This is a genomic window from Paeniglutamicibacter sp. ZC-3, assembly GCF_025847175.2.
Classification (GTDB): domain Bacteria; phylum Actinomycetota; class Actinomycetes; order Actinomycetales; family Micrococcaceae; genus Paeniglutamicibacter; species Paeniglutamicibacter sulfureus.
Map to the genome: position 1 here is coordinate 12,382 of NZ_JAOYTG010000014.1, position 19,353 is coordinate 31,734.

15 protein-coding genes are annotated in these 19,353 nt (G+C 66.7%); 2 read left to right on the top strand and 13 right to left on the bottom strand.

All coding sequences use genetic code 11. From position 1 onward, the window contains the following. Positions 1 to 30: 30 nt before the first annotated feature. Positions 31 to 714 carry an Rv3235 family protein gene (locus tag OIU93_RS14045; protein WP_264270701.1) on the top strand — a complete coding sequence of 228 codons (684 nt, stop codon included), beginning with the start codon at positions 31 to 33 and terminating at the stop codon, positions 712 to 714. Here OIU93_RS14045 and secA read toward each other — a convergent pair. The 7 genes from secA to mtrA all read right to left on the bottom strand — a co-directional run bounded on the left by secA (position 711) and on the right by mtrA (position 10,799). After that, positions 711 to 3,431, bottom strand: a complete 2,721-nt coding sequence (gene secA, locus OIU93_RS14050; RefSeq protein ID WP_264270702.1) for a preprotein translocase subunit SecA — start codon at positions 3,429 to 3,431, stop codon at positions 711 to 713. The genes OIU93_RS14045 and secA overlap by 4 nt on opposite strands. Before the next feature lie 77 nt (positions 3,432 to 3,508). Next, on the bottom strand, positions 3,509 to 4,729 hold the full coding sequence (locus OIU93_RS14055; protein ID WP_264270703.1) for a winged helix-turn-helix domain-containing protein: 1,221 nt from the start codon (positions 4,727 to 4,729) through the stop codon (positions 3,509 to 3,511). Positions 4,730 to 4,753: 24 nt separating this feature from the next. Beyond that, positions 4,754 to 5,470: a ribosome hibernation-promoting factor, HPF/YfiA family gene (gene hpf / locus OIU93_RS14060; RefSeq protein WP_264270704.1), complete on the bottom strand. Its 717-nt coding sequence runs from the start codon at positions 5,468 to 5,470 to the stop codon at positions 4,754 to 4,756. Positions 5,471 to 5,621: 151 nt separating this feature from the next. Further along, positions 5,622 to 6,503 (bottom strand): ComF family protein, encoded by an 882-nt coding sequence (locus OIU93_RS14065; protein ID WP_264270705.1) that lies wholly within the window; start codon positions 6,501 to 6,503, stop codon positions 5,622 to 5,624. A gap of 78 nt (positions 6,504 to 6,581) precedes the next feature. Further along, positions 6,582 to 8,297, bottom strand: a complete 1,716-nt coding sequence (locus tag OIU93_RS14070) for an LpqB family beta-propeller domain-containing protein (protein WP_264270706.1) — start codon at positions 8,295 to 8,297, stop codon at positions 6,582 to 6,584. Further along, complete coding sequence (gene mtrB, locus OIU93_RS14075; RefSeq protein WP_372342934.1) at positions 8,290 to 10,101, bottom strand: MtrAB system histidine kinase MtrB; 1,812 nt, start codon at positions 10,099 to 10,101, stop codon at positions 8,290 to 8,292. Before mtrB ends, OIU93_RS14070 begins: the two co-directional genes overlap by 8 nt. A gap of 20 nt (positions 10,102 to 10,121) precedes the next feature. After that, a complete protein-coding gene (gene mtrA / locus OIU93_RS14080; RefSeq protein ID WP_264270707.1) occupies positions 10,122 to 10,799 on the bottom strand; it encodes an MtrAB system response regulator MtrA in 678 nt (225 codons plus the stop codon). Positions 10,800 to 11,018: 219 nt separating this feature from the next. Here mtrA and OIU93_RS14085 point away from each other — a divergent pair, with 219 nt between their 5' ends. Beyond that, a complete protein-coding gene (locus OIU93_RS14085; RefSeq protein WP_264270708.1) occupies positions 11,019 to 12,176 on the top strand; it encodes a glycerophosphoryl diester phosphodiesterase membrane domain-containing protein in 1,158 nt (385 codons plus the stop codon). Here OIU93_RS14085 and OIU93_RS14090 read toward each other — a convergent pair. The 6 genes from OIU93_RS14090 to OIU93_RS14115 all read right to left on the bottom strand — a co-directional run bounded on the left by OIU93_RS14090 (position 12,173) and on the right by OIU93_RS14115 (position 19,350). Beyond that, positions 12,173 to 13,228, bottom strand: a complete 1,056-nt coding sequence (locus tag OIU93_RS14090) for a hypothetical protein (RefSeq protein WP_264270709.1) — start codon at positions 13,226 to 13,228, stop codon at positions 12,173 to 12,175. The genes OIU93_RS14085 and OIU93_RS14090 overlap by 4 nt on opposite strands. A 21-nt stretch (positions 13,229 to 13,249) precedes the next feature. Then, entirely contained in the window at positions 13,250 to 13,642 is a 393-nt protein-coding gene (locus tag OIU93_RS14095) for a chorismate mutase (RefSeq protein WP_264270710.1), read from the bottom strand. A 197-nt stretch (positions 13,643 to 13,839) separates the two neighbouring features. After that, complete coding sequence (locus tag OIU93_RS14100) at positions 13,840 to 15,522, bottom strand: ABC transporter ATP-binding protein (RefSeq protein WP_264270711.1); 1,683 nt, start codon at positions 15,520 to 15,522, stop codon at positions 13,840 to 13,842. Continuing rightward, positions 15,519 to 16,493, bottom strand: a complete 975-nt coding sequence (locus OIU93_RS14105) for an ABC transporter permease (RefSeq protein WP_264270712.1) — start codon at positions 16,491 to 16,493, stop codon at positions 15,519 to 15,521. The genes OIU93_RS14100 and OIU93_RS14105 overlap by 4 nt, the downstream gene beginning before the upstream one ends. 2 nt (positions 16,494 to 16,495) lie before the next feature. Next, a complete protein-coding gene (locus OIU93_RS14110; protein ID WP_372342938.1) occupies positions 16,496 to 17,581 on the bottom strand; it encodes an ABC transporter permease in 1,086 nt (361 codons plus the stop codon). Positions 17,582 to 17,712: 131 nt separating this feature from the next. Then, a complete protein-coding gene (locus OIU93_RS14115; RefSeq protein ID WP_264270714.1) occupies positions 17,713 to 19,350 on the bottom strand; it encodes an ABC transporter substrate-binding protein in 1,638 nt (545 codons plus the stop codon). Positions 19,351 to 19,353: the final 3 nt, after the last annotated feature.

Below are 19,353 nucleotides of genomic sequence, written 5' to 3' on the forward strand. Positions count from 1 at the left end.
GACAACTTGCCCGCACACCAGGAGCCCCTTATGACCACCACAGCGATTACGCCTTCCACAACAAACGCCGAGCCGCTGCTCTTGCACGAGAACGTGTTTGCAACGCCAGGCAATGCAACGGCACCGCCCATCGAGGTCAGGCGGTTCCCCGAAGCGCTGCGCGCTGGAGCCGGATCTCGTCCACGGCGATGCCTCAGCCCCGAGCCGGGCCCCGAGTCGCCGCCGCGCGGCGTGGTGTCCTCCGAAGATCGCCAAGCGAACTCCCCCGCGGAATTGGGTTGCGAGTCCGAGGAGGACTATCCGGCGCGGACCCCGAACCCTGCGGTAAGAGTGGTGCTCGAACAGCTATTCCCACCCACCAACGCGCTGTTGGGCCTGGAAGAATCCGTGGCGGCAGTCGTCCATGCGGCGGCACCTGCGGTCCTGGAAGTGCTGGCAGGTGCCCGTCCCGTGCGCCAACTACACCATGCCCTGAGCCCGAATTGCCTGGACAAGCTGGAGCAGCACATGCGTCTGGGTGCGATTCACCGGCCAGACCCCGCTGACTGCACGTACTCCAATCCGCGGGTCATGCGCATGCGCATCACCCAGGTCCTGCCGCTGGTCTTCGAGGCCGCAGTGATCCTGCGGGACATGCAAAAAGTCCGTGCCACTGCCCTACGAATAGAGCGGTGGCACGGACGCTGGCAGGTTACCGCCCTCGAAATCGGTTAGCGGCGCTTGCCCTTTTTCTTCTTGCCATCGGCCGGCTTCGTGGCCTCGGCACCTGGCGTGCGCTCGATGTGCGTGGCCGCCTCGCCGCTCTCCTCCGGCGCCGTGTAGCGCAGGGTGGACGGGCGCGCCGGGGCTTCGAGCCCCGGGGTGCTCAGGACCGGTTCGTTGGTCATGGAACGGGCATCGGTGACACCTGGCAGCGAAACCGCGGGTGCCTGCCGGGTTTCAACCTCGATGTTGAAGAGCATGCCGATGCTTTCCTCGCGGATGGACTCCATCATGGTCTGGAACATCAGGAAGCCTTCGCGCTGGTACTCGACCAACGGATCGCGCTGGGCCATCGCACGCAGGCCGATGCCCTCCTTGAGATAATCCATCTCGTAGAGGTGTTCCTGCCACTTGCGGCCAATGACGGAAAGCACCACACGTCGTTCGAGCTCTCGCATGTTTTCGTGGCCGACGGCCTCCTCGCGTGCCGCGTACTGCAAGCGGGCATCGGAGAGGATTTCGCGTTCGAGCAGTGCGGGGGTGATGGCGTCGTGGTGCCCGGCCTCCTCGGCGACCTCTTCCAGGGTGATGGAAATCGGGTAGAGCTGCTTGAGGTTCGCCCAGAGCCGCTTCAGGTCCCAGTCCTCGGCATGGCCCTCGCCGGTGGACTCGCTGACCATGGCCTTGACCACGTCTTCGAGGAAGTGCGCAACCTTTTCATGCAGGTCCCCGCCCTCGAGGATGCGCCGGCGGTCGCCATAGATGGCCTCGCGCTGGCGGTTCATCACGTCGTCGTACTTCAGCACGTTCTTGCGCTGCTCGGCGTTGGTGCCTTCCACCTGGGCCTGCGCAGTCTCGATGGCCTTGGAAACGATCTTGGATTCCAGTGCCACGTCGTCGGGCATCGAAGGATTGTTCATGATCCGCTGGGCAGCGCCGGCATTGAAGCGGCGCATCAACTCATCGGTCATCGACAGGTAGAAACGCGACTCGCCGGGGTCGCCCTGGCGCCCGGAACGGCCGCGCAGCTGATTGTCGATGCGGCGGGATTCGTGGCGTTCGGTGCCCAGCACATAGAGTCCGCCGGCGTCGGTGACTTCCTGGGCCTCGGCCTGCACCTGCTCCTTGGCACCGGCAAAGACGTCGTCCCAGACCCGTTCGTATTCCTCGGAGTTCGTCTCCGGATCCAGCCCACGGCGTTCCATCTCCGCGACGGCCAGGAACTCGGCATTGCCGCCAAGCATGATGTCGGTGCCGCGACCGGCCATGTTGGTGGCGACGGTGACCGCGCCCTTCTTGCCCGCCTGCGCAACGATCGCGGCTTCACGGGCATGCTGTTTGGCATTCAGGACCTCGTGGCGGATTCCCTGCTTGGCCAACAGCCGCGCCAGGTACTCGCTCTTTTCAACGCTGGTGGTGCCCACGAGCACCGGCTGCCCGGTGGCATGCCGTTCGGCGATGTCCTGGACGACCGCGTCGAACTTTGCGATCTCGTTCTTGTAGATCAGGTCGGCCTGGTCCTTGCGCAGCAGTTGCTTGTTGGTGGGAATCTCCACCACGCCGAGCTTGTAGGTGCCCATGAATTCCGCGGCCTCGGTCTGGGCCGTACCGGTCATGCCGGCAAGCTTTTCGTAGAGTCGGAAGTAGTTCTGCAGGGTCACGGTCGCCATCGTCTGGTTCTCGGCCTTGATCTCCACCCCTTCCTTCGCCTCAATCGCCTGGTGCATGCCCTCGGAGTAGCGGCGTCCTGCAAGCGAACGACCCGTGTGCTCGTCGACGATCATGACCTCGCCGTTGATCACGACGTAGTCCTTGTCGTTCTTGAACAGTTCCTTGGCCTTGATCGCGTTGTTCAGGAACCCGATCAGCGGGGTGTTGGAGGCCTCGTAGAGGTTGTGGATGCCCAGGTAGTCCTCGACCTTTTCGATGCCCGGTTCCAGCACGCCGATGGTTCGCTTCTTCTCATCGACCTCGTAGTCGACGTCAAGGGACAGCCGGGTGACGAGCTTGGCGAATTCGGTGTACCAACGGTTCACGTCGCCCGAGGCCTGCCCGGAAATGATCAGCGGGGTACGTGCCTCGTCGATGAGGATCGAGTCGACCTCATCGACGATGGCGAAGTTGTGGGTGCGCTGGACGAGCTCGTCGGAGCTCCAGGCCATGTTGTCGCGCAGGTAGTCGAAGCCGAACTCATTGTTCGTGCCGTACGTGATGTCCGCTTCGTACTGCTTGCGGCGCATCGCCGGGTCCTGATTGGACAGGATGCAGCCGTTGGTCAACCCCAGGAAGCGGTAGACCCGTCCCATGAGATCCGACTGGTATTCGGCCAGGAAGTCGTTGACGGTGACCACGTGGACGCCCTTGCCGCTCAGGGCATTGAGGTAAGCCGGCGCCGTTGCGACAAGGGTCTTGCCCTCACCGGTCTTCATTTCGGCAATGTTGCCCAGGTGCAAGGCTGCGCCGCCCATGAGCTGGACGTCGAAGTGGCGCATGCCCAAGGTTCGGTCGGCGGCCTCACGGACCGCGGCAAACGCCTCGGGCAACAGGTGGTCGAGGGACTCGCCGTCGGCGATGCGCGCCCTGAATTTGTCGGTTTCACCACGCAGCTCTGCATCGGACAGGGCACGGAATTCGCTATCAAGCACGTTGATGGCGTCAGCGTACCCTCGCAACGTCTTCAGCGTTTTCTTGTCGCCGGTACGCAGGATACGTTCAAGCAGTGATGCCACGAGGCAGCTCCCAAATCTCAAGCACAGGAATTCTGGCGTGTTCAGTCTACGTGAGGGAATGCTCTCACCTGTGGCTTTTAGCTGGAATCGGGCGAGCTAAGTGAAAACTCCAAGGCTGCTGCCAGATTCCCCCGTGCCGAAACCACCACTCCATCGAGCCCCAACCACCGGGCCATGAGCCGCAATTCGGCTGCAAGCTCGTCCGCTGTCTGCGCTGGCGCGCCGGGCTCGGCGAAGGCCCCGCGGACCAAGAGCAGCTTGTTTGCCCGGTCCGCCTTCAAATCGACCCGGGCAACCAGATGCTCTCCCAGCAGGAACGGCAGGACGTAGTATCCGTAGACGCGCTTGGCCTCGGGCGTGTAGATCTCCAGGCGGTAAGTGAACCCGAACAGCTTTTCGATGCGTCGGCGGTTGAACACCATCGAGTCAAAAGGTCCCAACAGGGCCCGGCCGGTCGCCGCCCTCGGAACGACGGTGCCGGGCAGCACATAGAATGCGTCCTTCAGCCCTTGGACGCCCACGCGTTCCAGCGCACCGCGCCCGGCCAGGTCTTCAAGCGCCACGGCGCTTTGCCGCAGCGGCAACCGGAAATAGTCGGCCAGGCAGTGCATGCTGCCCACCCCGTGCGCCTTGGCGGAAGCCAGCAGCAGCCGTTCCATCCCACATCGGCGTTCCTGCTCCGTCGCGGGTGCCCGGGATTCGGGAAACACCCGGTGCAGTGAGGTGTAGCGGCGTTCAAAGGCACCGTTGCGGCCCTCGGTGCTGATCATTCCCTCCGCAAACAACGCCTCCAGGGCGCGCTTGACCGCGGACCAGTTCCAACCCCAGGATTCCTGGTCCTTGACATGTTCATGGCCGAGTTCGGCGGCGACTTCCCGGGCTGTCAGCGCCGATCCCTGCGCGAGCAACTCCAGGATCCGGTGCGCCAGCACTCGCCCCTCTTCGTCGATGGTCTTCATGCTTCCGGGCCAGGAGCGTTGCTGCCACGGCACGAGGTCGTGGAAATGCTCGCTGCGCACCAGGGAGGCCTCATGCGCCCAGTATTCAACGACCTTCCGCGGGTGTCTCACCGCGAGCCTGTCCAGGAGGTCCGGGGCGTAAGGGCCCAGCCGCGAAAAGATCGGCAGGTACTGTGCGCGGGCCAGGACGTTGACCGAGTCGATCTGGATCAGTTCCAGACGCGCAAAGGTCCGGCCCACCGCACCGAGGTTGATCGGTGCGGTGGGCCGGACCCGATGCAGCCCTTGGGCTGCCAATGCAATGCGGCGGGCCTGCGATGCGGAAAGAATCCTGCTCATGAACCCATCGTAGGTCCCGCGATGCTAGGCGTTGGCCGTTGCCGGTTCCGGGTCGCGGTATCGGCGGGTCTCCAGGGTCGCCTCGTCGGTGGCGTCCGGATCCAGGGTGATGGTTCCGTAGGAGTACTGCTGGGTGCCCTTGCCCTTGCGGGCGTACACGACCGAGTGTGCCCCGGTTGCCGCGTCCACGAAGAGGTAGAAGGGGTGGCCGATCATTTCCATGCGGTCTACCGCGTCATCGACGCTCATTGTTTCCGCAGGGAAGACCTTGCGCCGGATTTCAATGGGTGGTGCGCCGTTTTGGTCGGCTTCCGCGGCCAGCCGGGCTTCTTCTTCCTGCTGGGCCAGGCGCGTCGATTCGTGCAGCGGAAGCGTGCTGTTGGCGGGCTCCAGGTTGCTGGTGGCCTGGTGGACGGCCGTCGGGGTCTGGCGTCCGTGGTGGATCTTGCGACGATCCCGGGCCTTGCGCAAACGCTCCAAAAGCTTTGCAAACGCGGTGTCAAAGGCGGCGAACTTGTCCGCTGCCTTGGCCTCGGCGCGGATCGCGGGGCCACGGCCCAGAACCGTCAATTCGACGGTCAGAGCAGTGTCCGCGTTGCGGGCGTGTTGCTCCTTGGTGACCTTGATGTCCAAGCGCTGGATCTTCGTCGCAAGCTGGTCGACCTTGTCAATCTTCTCGTCGACGTACTCGCGGAACCGATCCGTAACACTGACATTGCGTCCGTTGATCGTCATCTCCATGGTGTCCTCCATCATTGCTCAGGTGACACATCAGCGACCGAGGAATTCACTCCTTTCGGTCGCTGAAGATGGGTTCTTTTCCCCTTGCGGGGTGCCCATACCTCACCCTATGACAGATGGAAGGATAATCAAGGATGTACGGATTATTACTTCATCGCGTTGAGCGAACACCGCGTTTTTCATCGGGTGCCGGAGTCGCCGCCAGGACAACTGCACCGCACACCTGCAGCCCCGCCTCGGCCAACACGCGTTTCGCCTCGGCAAGCGTCGATCCGGTGGTCAGCACATCGTCCACGAGCAGGACCCGAGCACCCAAGACGGCGAGGCGGGCGGGCAATCCGCCTCCGCCCGCGCACATCGAATTCCGCACTGCGCCCCGGGCGCGTCGCCCCTTGCCCTTCTGCGCCGAGGTGAATTGCCGCGTCGCCCGGTAGCGCACCAGCCCGGCGACCAGCACCCGATCCGGGAGCACCCGCGTTCTTCGCAGCCGGCCCAGCAACAGGCCCACCGGGAAATAGCCGCGCCGGTTGCGCGCCTGCAGGCGGGTGGGCACCGGCACCAGCACCACGGGCGCTCCGGGTTCAACGAGCGTGTCGATGGCGGACTTTACGGCGCGGGCCAGCGGCGGCACCAGCATTCCGACAAGGCCCGGCATCTGGCGGTTCTTGAAGGCCAGGATGACGGCGGCCAGCTCGTGTTCGTAGGCGCCCGCCGCCACCACCGGCAGCGGCTCGTTGTGGTGATTCAGCGGCAGCGACTCGGCGCGGTGCTCAACCCTCCGGGGGCGGAGGCATGCGGTGCGCATGGCCTTGGCGCAGGGGGCGCACAGCACGGAGTCCGGACGCCGGCAGCAGACGCAATCCACCGGTAGCAGCACTGCTGCAGTGCCTTGCATTGCCGAGCGCACGGCGTACACGGCACCGTGCGCCCACCAGGCATCGACACGCCCCAGCAAGGTCCGCGCCGGTGCGCCGGCGACGGGACGTGCCTGCTTGAAGATGGCGTCGGCATCATTTCGCTTCCGGTCCTTCATGCCTTCCAGCATCACCCCCATGTTCCGTGGCGGGGACGCGCAGGCCACGTGCTGTGGACCATCCCGTCCCCGCACAGATCAGCCGGGGTAGGACAGGTCCCGCACCATGTCTTCCATTTCATGCCAGGAGCTGCCCACGCGCGAGTAGATTTCGTCATTCGTCTCGGCGTAGACGGGGCGGCGATCCCCGGGCCCGGCGGACAGGCCGACCATCCCCAGCAGCGGCAGGTACTTAACCCGGGTGCCGGTGAGGCTGATCTCCTCGGCCGTGACCCTTTCGGTGGTGCTGGCGGAAGAGACAATCACCGAGACATCCGAATTCCACACCGCCTGCGTCGCAGGTACGTCGGGATAGATGTTTTTCGGCGGCGCAAAGCCGCGCGGTGCGCCGTCAGCATCCCGCAGGATCCCGGCGATTGCCACGCTGGTCTGCCCGTCCTTGCTTGAGACGATCAACGCGCGCGTGCCGTCGCGCGAAACGCGCAGCGAGGAGACGTGGGCATCGGTGAGGCCGTCGGCGGTGATGGGGCGTACCTTCCCGTTCACGGTCGGGTCGGCGGGCACCGCCAGCACGCTGGTGGTCGAGGAGTTGTCCACGGTCCAGGTCCACCCGTGGGCGTCCATGGAGGGCCGCACCAGGTCTTCGCCGGTGGCGACCACGGAACTGCGGCCTTCCTCGTCGACGACGATAAGGGAGGTGAGGGATCCGTTCAGGAACGCATAGCGGTTCCCCAACGGGCTCATGGCCGGCAGCCGCGGCTGGTATCTGGCAATGTCTCCGATGCCGCCGACCAACCGCAGGGACCTGCCCTTGAGGTAGTACAGCGCATCGTCGACGACCCCGATCTGCGTGTCGGGAACGGCGGGATTGACTTCCGCGACCTCGAACTCCGGGTCCTTGGCTCCGATCTTTATCTCGGATTGCTCATCGCTCATCACCACCGAGCGCACGCTGCCCAGCCCTCCGAGGGTCAGCTCAAGCTGCTGTTGCATCAGCTGCCGCGAAAGCTCGGTGGATTCCAGGAACGTGGCCGAGCCAAGGTCCACCGTGGCCCGCTGTGATTCGATGGGCACCGAGGAACGGACCAGGCTGCTTCCTCCGGGGAAGGCGGAGACCACCGCGTTTTCCAGGTACTCGGAGGGACCCGCCAGTAGGGCCTCGACCATGGCGGCCGCCACGCCCGTGCGGTTCGGGAACCAGCGTACGTCGGGCACGGCGTATGCGAAGGTGACGTCGTAGAAGTACAGCGTCTGCGGGGAGAAGACGTGGGCGAAGTTGGCGGTGTCCAGCATGATGCCGTCGGGCAGCTGCGAAATGCGCCACTGCCCGTCGACCTTTTCCAGCGACACGTCAAGCGCCCGGGTGGTGTGCGGCGGCATTTCGGTCATGATGCCCGCCTCGTCGATCTCCGAGACGAGCTCCAGCTGGATGGTGTAGGTGTTGGGGTTGGACCCGGGGATCACCGACGGGCGGTCATCGTAGACCAGGGACCGCACCGACCCCTTCCAGACACCTGACTGCTTCGGGGTCAGGTATTCGCGGGCGACCTTGTAGTCGTCCTGCGATGCGACGCCTGCCTGGATGAAGTCCTCGACGATTTCGCGCGGGCCGTCCCCCTCCGTCGGGCCCGGGGCCGTGAACTGCACGTCCCCGCCCTCCTCGTTGTTGTTCCCGTCCAGGGCGATGGACTGCACCGGCGAATTGCGCGGGATCTCCGAGCAACCGGTGAGCACCAGCACCACGCCCAGCAGCACGGCCAGGAGCGAGGCGGTCGAGGGACGTTTCCTAGTCATGCGGGTGGTGCCTTCCTGAGGTGCGCGCGGGGGTGCCCTGGACATCCGCGTCGCTGCCCGGGGTTTCCTCGGGGATCAGCGGCGGTGCCGGCTTGAAGCCGATGGCGGGGATTTCGCCGGTCAACGGGAAGGAGACGACCATGCCGTCGTCCAGTACCGCGTCCGCCAGTACGATGGGTTCCAGCGGCAGCGGCGAGGCGACGATCTGGTTGCCCAGGATCCGCGGCAGGGTCAGCCGGAAACACGATCCCACGCCGCGCTCCCCCCAGGTCTCGAGCCTGCCCTCATGCAGGCGGGTGTCCTCCATCGCGATGGACAGGCCCAGCCCCGACCCCCCGGTGGTGCGGGCGCGGGCGGGGTCGGCACGCCAGAATCTGTCAAAGACCCGGCCGGCGGACTCCTGGCTCATGCCGATGCCGCGGTCGCGCACCGTGATGGCCACGGCGTTGGCGTTCCCGCCCACCGTGATGTCGATGGGGTTGCCCTCGCCGTGCTCAACGGCGTTCATCACCAGGTTTCGCACCACGCGCTCGATGCGCCGCGCATCCATTTCCGCCACCGCTCCCCCGGTCGGGGTGCCCAGGCGCAGCACCGAGCCCATGGCGTCGGCGTGCGGGGTGGCGGCGTCGATCACGCGCCGGGCCACGGAGACCAGGTCGGTCGGTTCGGCATCGAGCACCGCCACCCCGGCGTCGAAGCGCGAGACCTCCAACAGGTCGTTGAGCAGGATCTGGAAGCGCTCGACCTGGTTGTAGAGCAGCTCAGCGCTTCTCTTGTTGATGGGGTCGAAGTCCTCGCGCGCGTCGTGAAGCACCTCGGCGGCCATCCGCACCGTCGTCAGCGGGGTGCGCAGCTCGTGGGAAACGTCGGAGACGAAGCGCTGCTGCATCTGCGAGAGCGTGGCCAACTGGTTGATCTGGTCCTGCAGTGACGCTGCCATGTGGTTGAACGAGTTTCCCAGCCGCGCGATCTCGTCCTCGCCGGAGACGACCATGCGTTCTTGGAGCTGCCCGGCGGCAAGCTTCTCGGAAACCTGCGCGGCGGCCGCCACGGGGCGCACCACGGCGCGGGTCACGTACCAGGTGATTCCGCCGACCACCAGCAGCAGCAGTCCGCCGATCAGGCCCATGGCCCGGTTGATGAAGTCGAGGGTGTCCTGCACGCTGGAGAGATCGTAGACCAGGTAGAGGCCGTATTCGCGGCCCGGGGGCAGGGTCACCTTGGTGCCGAAGATCAGGCCCGGCCCGGCGCTGTCCCCGGCGTTGACCTCGATGGACTGCCAGTAGGTCGCGTTGGACTCCTGGACCTGGGCGGCCATCGCCTCCGGGACGATGCGGGAGGTCAGGTTGCCGCTGGCGGTGGGGCCCACGTAGAGGTTGTCATCACCGGGCAGCGGGACCAGCACGAAGTCGCGCGGCACCAAGGCCGTCTCGCCCTCGAGGATCTTCAGCGTGCTGGTCACCAGGGAGTGCGTGCTGGAGCGGTCGGTGGTGGCTGCGGAGTCGAAGATTGCGCGCACCTGGTTCAGCCCGCGCAGGGATTCGGACTCGACCTGGTTGAAACGCTCCTGGAACAGGCCCGTGGCGATCTGGTTGGACAGGAAAGCCCCGGCGCCCAGCATGGCCACGGCGCTGAGCAGCATCGCGGAGGTGACCGTCCTGAAGAGCAGCGAGCGGGTCCAGCGCGAACGCATGATGTTGCGCGTGCGCACCACCGCAGCCAGTGCGCGGCGGATCCAGGATGTCACCCGGGGAGGTTGCGCCGGGGTCGCGGGTGCGGGTCGCACCGGCTCGACGGAGTCCATGCTTCCCGCCACCTCCTGCCTCAGGCCTGTCCCGCCTTGTAGCCCACGCCGCGAACGGTCAGCACGACGCCCGGGTTTTCGGGGTCAAGCTCGACCTTCGAGCGCAGGCGCTGCACATGCACATTGACCAGGCGGGTGTCGGCGGCGTGGCGGTATCCCCACACCTGTTCAAGCAGCTGCTCGCGGGTAAACACCTGCCACGGCTTGCGGGCCAAGGCGACCAGCAGGTCGAACTCCAGCGGCGTCAGGCCGATGGGATCCCCCGCGCGGGTGACGCGGTGGCCGGCGACGTCGATGCTCAGGTCGCCGATCTTCAGGGTCTCGGGGGCATGTTGTTCGCCGGGGCGCAAGCGTGCGCGCACGCGGGCGACGAGTTCGGCCGGCTTGAAGGGCTTGGGGACGTAGTCGTCGGCACCGGATTCCAGGCCGCGGACCACGTCGGCGGTGTCCGACTTGGCGGTCAGCATCACGATGGGAACGTCGTCCTCGGCGCGGATCAGCTTGCAGACCTCGATGCCGTCCAACCCGGGAAGCATCAGGTCAAGCAGCACCAGGTCGGGCTTGACCTCGCGGAAAACACCCAATGCCTTGGCACCGTCGTAGCAGAACACGGCCTCGAAACCGTCGTTCTGCAACACGATGCCGATCATTTCGGCCAGCGCCTCGTCGTCGTCGACAACCAGGATGCGTGCCTTCATAATCTGCCCTTCCGTAGCCTTGCGCTGGACGCCGCGAAAAGCATGCGCCCGGATACCTCAAGACTACATGAGCATGCCGGGCAAATCGGCGCGGAAACGGCAATCCACCTCACCATTCACCCTCCCGGACCCGGCGCTAGACTGGAGCAAACCCAAGGGTCCGGCACCTGGTACCGAATCCTTGCACCACGTGCGGGAACGCGATGAGAGCGGGAAGCGATGAATACAGACGGCGATTCACCGGCGCCCGGTCCCGGCGACCCCGCGGGCCCCGAGGGCGGCTGGGGCCAGCCCCCTCCCGGATGGAACGAGCCGGCGGGCGATGGCGGGCCGACGGGTCGTGACCAGCGGCCCGGTCCGGCCGGCCCCTCCGGCCAGTGCCCGGCACCCAGGCCCGGTGTGGTGGAATTGCGGCCCCTGGGCTTCGCCGACCTGCTGGATGCCACCTTCGCGGTGGTGCGCCGCGCCCCGCTGGCCACCGTGGCCAATGCAGTGCTCGCCCAGCTGTTGCCCGCGCTGGTCGCGTTGTTGCTGGTGCAGGGGCTCGATGTCCCGCTGGCCGTCCTCGAGCGCACCCTGGACCCGGATACTGCCGGCTCCGTGTCCTGGGCCGAAGTCTTTCCCCACCCCTGGCCGGTCTATGCGGGCACCGCGGTTGCCGTGCTGGCGCTGCAATTGCTGGCCAATGTGCTGGTCGTGGGACCGGCCGCCGTCGCGGGAATGCGCGCAGTGCTGGGGATGCCCACCGGATGGGGGCAGGGGCTGGCTTTGGCACGCGGCGGGATGCTGCGCATCGCCGGGTGGCATGTGTTGCTCGGTGCCGCGGCCATGATCGTCGTCGCGGTTCCGGTGGCGGTTGCGCTGCTGCTGGCCCGCTCGATTGGCCTCGCGGTGGCGGCGCTCGGACTGGTGGGCATGCTCCTGGTGCTGGCGCCGTTGGCCCTCTGGATCGCCATCCGGATCTGCCTGGTGCCCACGCTGCTGGTGACCCGGCCACCGGGGATTCGTCGGGCCGTGCGGTCCTCGTGGTCGCTGACCCAAGGGTCTTGGTGGCGGATCCTGGGGATCCTGCTGGTGGTGGCGGTGGTGCTCGGCATCCTTGGCGGAGTGCTCTCGCAGCTTGCGGCCGTGGTCGGCGGCCAGCTATTCGGCACCGCTGCCACGACGGATGCGGTGCTGTCCACGGCCATTGCGGTCAATGCCCTGGTCGGGGCCGTGGGCATGGTGCTGACCCAGCTCATGCTCACCATGCTGCAGGTGGACCTGCGGATCCGCCGCGAACGCCTGGACTTGGCGCTGGCGGCCGAGGCGCAGGATCCCCGGAACCATCCCATTCCCGGTTACGGCGCCCGGGGCGCGGCGGAACCCCGAGGCTAGGCGTCGACGCGGACCTGGTTCAGCGCTTCCGCATAGCCGGCCAGGCGCCCCAGCACCGCGGTGGCCCCCGACGGGGAGAGGTCGGCCAGTCCCGCGGTGGGGCTCAGCACCAGTGCGCCCAAGGCCGAGTCCGGCAGGCCGAGCTGGCGCCAGGGGCGCCGGATCGCGTTGACGGCATCCACGACGCCGGGCGGTTGGGACCCGGGCTCCAGGCATCCCAGCCAGAGCCTGCTGCCGGATTCCACAGCTGCCGCCAGCAGTTCCCACCCCGGAACGGTGAGCGATGCCGCGTTGGCACCCAGCCCGTCGGCGCCGGACTCCAGCGCCGTGGTGGCCAGCGTCGTCCAGGTGCCGGGCTCGGCATCGGCGCCGATGACCACGGCGGCCGCTCCCGCCTGGTGCAGCCCGTCGGTGAGTTCACTCCACCAGCCGCGGATCTCGGCGGCCGGGACCGAGCGCAGCGTGCGGTAGCCGCTGGCGGTGGGCAGCGTCCCGTTGAGCACCGCACCGGCGTCGGGCTCGTCGATGTACACCGTGACCTGTTGCGCGCCGGTGGTGCGGGAGAGGGTTTGCAGGTGGCGAACGGCTCCCAGCGCCAGGGACTGGGCCAGGTCGCGGCGCGCCCCGTGGTCGGACACGGCACGTTCGCCGTGGTGCAGGTACAGGTTCGCGGCCAACGTGGCCGGGCCGGGGAACTGGATCTTCAGCTCGGTGCCGGGTTTTTCCTCGGCGCCGATGGCATCCGCCAGCACATTCAGGTCGGTGCGCAACGCCGAGGCGGCGCGCCTGGCGTCAATCCCCGGGGCATCGGCCAGGCGCCAGCCGTAGGGCTGCAGGTCCACCGCGAGGTCCTCGAGCAATTGCGCGCCGCGGCCGATGTTGTCGGAGCCGACGCCGCGGGCCGGGAGCTGCTGCAGGTGCGGCAGGTTCGGTTCGCCGATCTCGCCGCGGACCATCAGCACCGCTTCCAGCGGGTCGGTTCCGGGCATGGGGCCGTGCGCGCTGGCCTGCACCTGGCGTTCTGCCGGTTCGGCGGAAAGTTCCTCGTGCATGGGGTCCATCGGTGGCATCGGCTAGTTTCCGGACTCGGCGTGTGTGGCGGAAATGTTGTTGTGGTGCCTGATGACCTCGGAAATGATGAAGTTCATGAACTTCTCGGCGAATTCCGGGTCCAGGTGCGCCTCGTGGGCCAGACGGCGCAGGCGCTCGATCTGCGCTTTCTCCCGTCCCGGGTCACTCGGCGGCAACGCGTGCACGGCCTTGAGGTGGCCCACGCGCTGGGTGGCCTTGAAGCGTTCGGCCAGCAGGTAGACCAGCGTGGCGTCGAAGTTGTCGATGCTGCTGCGGATCGACAGCAACTCCGACATGACCTCATCCGGAACGGTGTCGGCCAGGGAGCTGGCAGTGGGGTCGTAGGCGCCGGCTTCCGCGTCGTCCGCGGCCTGCGGGTTCTTCTGTTGGCTCATGGTTCAAGTCTAGGGTTGCCACTTCATTGCGCCCAACCGTGACGCGCTGCCCGGGAGCCAATCAGCCACGGGCTGACAGGGGGCGGTGCCCCCGTGCCGCTCCCCCGGCCACGGATGATTCCCTGGCGGCGACCGACGGAAGCGGGGGTGCAGTTCAACCTCGGTGGACCGCACCCCGGCGCCAGGCGCTCCGATCCTCAGACGGCCTTGAGGAAGGCCTCGCGGCGCACAGCTTGTTCCACCGGGTCCGGCACCGGCAGTGAGGCGATGAGCCTGCGGGTGTACGGGTGCTGCGGGTCGCCCATGACCTGGTTCCCGATGCCTTCCTCCACGAGCTTGCCGCGGTAGAGCACCCCCACCCAGGTCGAGAGCATGTCAACCACGGCCAAGTCGTGGGAGATGAACAGTGCCGCGAAGCCGAGCTCGGCCTGCAGCTCCTTGAACAACTCCAGCACCTTGGCCTGGACCGAGACATCCAGCGCACTGGTCGGCTCGTCGGCGACCAGCAGCTTCGGGTCCAGGGCCAGCGCTCGGGCCAGCGAGGCACGCTGGCGCTGTCCGCCGGAGAGTTCGTGCGGGAAGCGTGCGGCGAACGCGGCCGGCAGCTGCACCGCCTCGAGCAGCTCGTCGACCCGCTTGCGGGCGGCCCGGGCATCGAGCGCCTTGTGCACCAGCAGCGGTTCGGCCACGCATTCGCCGATGCTCAGTTGCGGGTTGAAGCTGGCCGCCGGGTCCTGGAACACAAACCCGATGTCCTGGCGCAGCTTCTTGAAGCTGCGCTCCTTGAAGTCGAGCATCTCGTAGCCAAAGACCTTCAGCGAACCGGAACTGACCTTGTTCAGCCCGGCGATGGCCCGGCCGATGGTGGTCTTCCCGGACCCCGACTCGCCCACCAGCCCGTAGACCTCCCCCGCGCAGATCTGCAGGGAAACGTCGTCGACGGCAGTGAACGAGGGTGTTCCCAGGCGGCCGGGATAGACGATGGACAGGTTGGTGGCCTGAACCAGCACCTCCTTGTCCTGTCCGGAGCGGGAGGTCATCCCGGCGGAGGCGGAGTTCCTGCCCAGGTGCGGGACCGCGGCCAGCAGCGCCTTGGTGTAGTCCTCGCGCGGGGCGGTAAAGAGCTCCGAGCTCGGCGCACTCTCCACGATCTTGCCCTGGTACATCACCACCACGCGGTCAGCCAGGTCCGCGACCACGCCCATGTTGTGGGTGATCAGCACGATCCCGGTGTTGAAGTCGTCGCGCACCTCGCGCAGCAGCTCCAGGATCTCTGCCTGCACCGTGACATCCAGGGCCGTGGTCGGCTCGTCCGCGACGATCAGCGCCGGGTTCAGGGCCAGGGCCGCGGCGATGATGACGCGCTGCTTCTGCCCGCCGGAGAACTGGTGCGGGTAGTAGTTCACCCGCTTCTCCGGCTCCGGGATGCCGACCTTGCGCAGCACCTCGATGGCGCGGGCCTTGGCCTCCTTGCGCCCGACCTTGCCGTGGGCGCGGATGCCCTCGGCGATCTGCCAACCCACGGTGTACACCGGGTTCAGCGCCGTGGAGGGTTCCTGGAACACCATGGATACCTCGTCCCCGCGCACGGCGCGCAGCTCGCGGGCGCCCAGGGTGAGCATGTTGCTGCCCTTGAGCACCACCGCCCCGCGGGCGACCGCCGTCTCGGCGAGCAGCCCCAGGATGGTGCGGGCCGTCACCGACTTGCCGGAGCCGGATTCGCCGACCACCGCGACGACCTCCCCGGCGGCGACCTCGAAGCCGACCCCGCGCACGGCCGGAACCTCGCCGGCGTCGGTGGTGAAGGTGACCTCGAGGTCCCTGATTTCCAGGACGGTGCCGTCGGCGCGGCCGATCACGTCCCTGCGGTGTGCGTTCATGCTGTGGCCTTTCCGCCGCGACGCTTTGCTTTTCGGCGCATCCGCAGGCGCGGGTCTGCCAGGTCGTTCATGGATTCGCCCACCAGGGTCAGCCCGAGCACCGTAAGCACGATGGCGGCGCCCGGGAAGACGCCGGTCCACCAGATGCCGCTGGTGGCGTCCGAGAGTGCACGGTTCAGGTCAAAGCCCCATTCGGCGGCCTTGGTCGGTTCGATGCCGAAGCCCAGGAATCCCAGGCCCGCCAGGGTCAGCAGCGCCTCGGAGGCGTTGAGCGTGAAGATCAGCGGCAGCGTGCGGGTGGCGTTGCGGAAGATGTGCTTGGCCATGATGCGCACGTTGGAGGCACCGACGACCTTGGCGGATTCGACGAAGGGCTCTGCCTTCAGCCGCACGGTTTCGGCACGGATGACGCGGAAGTACTGCGGGATGAAGACCACGGTGATGGATATCGCCGCGGCCATGATCCCGCCCCACAGACTCGACTGGCCCCGGGAAATCACAATGGACATCACGATGGCCAGCAGCAGCGAGGGGAAGGCATAGATGGCGTCGGCCAGCACCACCAGCACCCGGTCCAGCCAGCCGCCGATGTACCCGGAGAGCAGTCCCAGGATCACGCCGAGGAAGATGGAGAAGACCACGGCGACCACGATCACCGCGACCGCCGTCTGGGCGCCCCAGAGGGTGCGGGAGAAGACGTCGAACCCGCCCACCGTCGTGCCCCAGAGGAACCTGCCGCCGGGGGCGGCCTGCGTGGGGAAGTTTCCCTCGGCATCGGAGGCCTGGGCGTAGCCGTAGGGCGCCAGCAGCGGGGCGAAGATCGCCGCCAGCAGGAAGAGTGCGGTCAGGACCAGGCCCGCCACGAGCATGCCGCGCTGCAGCCCGGCGCTCATCCTGTAGTGGGAAATGATCGGCAGCCGCGTCCACAGCGGCTTCCTGGCCCCGAGGGCCGTGGGCGTTGTGGTGGCCATGGCTAGAACCTCACTCGGGGGTCGATGAGCGCGGCGATGATGTCCACGATGAAGTTGGTGAGCGCGACGATGACCGCCAGCAGGACCACGATGCCCTGCACGGCCACGAAGTCCCGGGCAGTGAGGTACTCGGCCAGCTGGAAGCCCAGGCCCTTCCACTCGAAGGTGGTCTCGGTGAGCACCGCGCCGCCGAGCAGCAGCGCGATCTGCAGGCCCATGACCGTGATGATCGGGATCAACGCGGGGCGGTAGGCGTGCTTGGTGAGCAGTCGGTATTCGGAGACCCCGCGCGAGCGGCCGGCCTCCACGTAGTCGCGGCCCAGGGTGCCGATGACGTTGGTGCGCACCAGGCGCAGGAACACCCCGGCGGTGAGCAGTCCCAGGGCGACCGCCGGCAGGATCGCGTGCTCGATGACGTCGGATGCCGCGGCCATGTTCCCGGAGCGCAGCGCGTCAAGCAGGAAGATGCCGCTGGGGTTCTGCAGCGATGTCAGGGCAAGTTCGGCGTTGATCCCGGCCCGGCCGGCAATGGGCAGCCAGCCCAGCCAGACGCCGAAGATGAGCTTGAGCAGCAGCCCGGCAAAGAACACCGGGGTGGCGTAGCAAAGGATCGCGAAGACGCGCAGGATCGCGTCGGGCCAGCGGTCGCGCAGTTTGGCCGAGAGCAGGCCGAAGGGAATGCCGATCAGCAGGGCGACGACCAGCGAGTTGAAGGCCAGCTCGGCGGTCGCGGCGCCATAGGTGGCCAGCACCTCGGTCACCGCGCGGTTGTCGGTGAGGGTCCGGCCGAAGTTGCCGGTGAACACCTGTCCGAGGTACTCGAAGTACTGGACCAGGACCGGGCGGTCATAGCCCGCGGCGGCGATGCGCTCGGCCAGCTGGTCGGGGGTCAGGCGACCGCCGAGGGCGGCGGTGATCGGGTCTCCGGTGACGCGCATCAGGAAGAACACGAGTGTCACCAGGATGAAGATGGTGGGGAAAATCAGCAGGAAGCGTGTGACGAGGTAACGTACAAAGCTGCCCCCTGCCTTGGTTGCCGTTGCTGCCGGTGTCGGTGGTGGCGACTCGGCTTCGGCGAGGTCGGTCATGATGGCCATGGATGGTGCGTCCTAGCTAGGTTGGGGCTGTGGGAGGCGGGCCTGACATGGCCCGCCCCGGCTCCCCTCCATCGAAGGGGAACCGGGGCCGGGGTGTCGGCGGAACCCGCCGGGGTGGGTGGCTACTTGGAGATGACACCCATGCGGAACTTGAACGACGGGTCGAGGGTCTTCTCGACTCCCGAGACGTTGGCTCCCGCGACGGCAACCTGGGCACCCTGCAATAGCGGAATGGTGGAAAGGTCGCCGGCGACCTTGGTCTGGATTTCCTCGATCAAGGCGGTGCGCTTGGCAGCATCGGTTTCCACACGCTGTTCGCTGATCAGCGTGTCCACTTCCTTGTTGTCATAGGCGTTTCCCAGGAAGTTGTTCTTGGCGAAGAACGGGCTCAGGTAGTTGTCGGCATCTGAGTAGTCCGGGTACCAACCGAGCTGGTAGGACGGGTAGTCGGTGACGCGCGACTTCTGGTAAGTCACCCATTCGGTGGACTGCAGGTCGACCTTGAACAGGCCGCCCTTTTCCAGCTGGCTCTTGACCAGGGCATATTCATCGCCCGAGCTGGGGCCGTAGTGGTCGGGGTTGTACTGGAGCTTGAGGTCGACCGGTGTAGTGACCCCTGCCGCCTCGAGGACCGCTTTGGCCTTGTCCAGCGACGGCTTCCCGTCTTCCCCGTACATGTCCTTGAGCGGTTCGATGGCCCCGGTGAAGCCCTGCGGCACGAAGGAGTACGCCGGCAGGTAGGTGCCCTTGTAGACACCGGTGGCAATCGCCTCGCGGTCAACCAGGTTGGCCGCCGCCTGGCGGACGGCAAGCGACTTCGCCGGGTCGGCGTCATCGGTCTTGGCACCGAACGGCATGATGTCGAAGTTGAAGACGATGTAGCGCAACTCGCCGCCCGGTCCGGTGAGGACCTTGACCTTGGAGTCCTTGCCCAGGTCCTCCACATCGGTGGGCGAAAGCGCGCGCCACGCGACATCGATATTGCCCTGCTGCACGTCGAGCTTCAGGTTGTTGGAATCCGCGTAGTACTTGATATTGGCCGCGCTGTTCGCCGGCGCCCCGAGCAAACCCTTGTAGCCTTCATAGGGCTTGAAGGAAACCAGCGAGTTCTTGGCATAGCTTTCGATCGTGTACGGACCGGCAAAGGACTTCGCGGCGACAATGTCCTCGTCGGAGGCGACCTTGTCGGCGGGGAAGGCCTCGTCGTCGACGATCGGGCCGACGGGGCTGGTGAGCACCTGAGGGAAGGTCTGGTCGTTCCCGCTCTTGAGCGTGAACACGACGGTGGTGGCATCCGGTGCCGCGACGCTGTCCAAGTTGCCAAGCAGCGAAGACGGCCCGTTGGGATCGGCGATCTTCACCTGGCGGTCAAAGGAGTGCTTGACGTCCTTCGAATCGAGGGCAGTGCCGTTGGCCCACTTCAGGTCGGCTTTGAGCTTCACGGTGTACTCGGTTGGCGTGGTGAACTCGGCCGATTCGGCAATGTCGTTCACCGGGTCCGCCGAGCCGGGTACCGAGTTGAGCAGGAACGGGAAGACCTGGTTCATGACCATGAACGAACCGTTGTCGTACGAGCCTGCCGGGTCGAGCGAGGTGACCTTGTCCGTGGTTCCCACGGTGATTGGGCCGCTGGCAGGGGCGGTTTCGCCGCCGGTGCCGGTGCTGGGTGTTTCGGCCGGACCGGTGCAACCGGTCAGGACCAAGGCGGAGATGCCGATAACGGCTGCGGCGAGTCGCAGTCCGTTTTTCTTGCGGGCCATGAG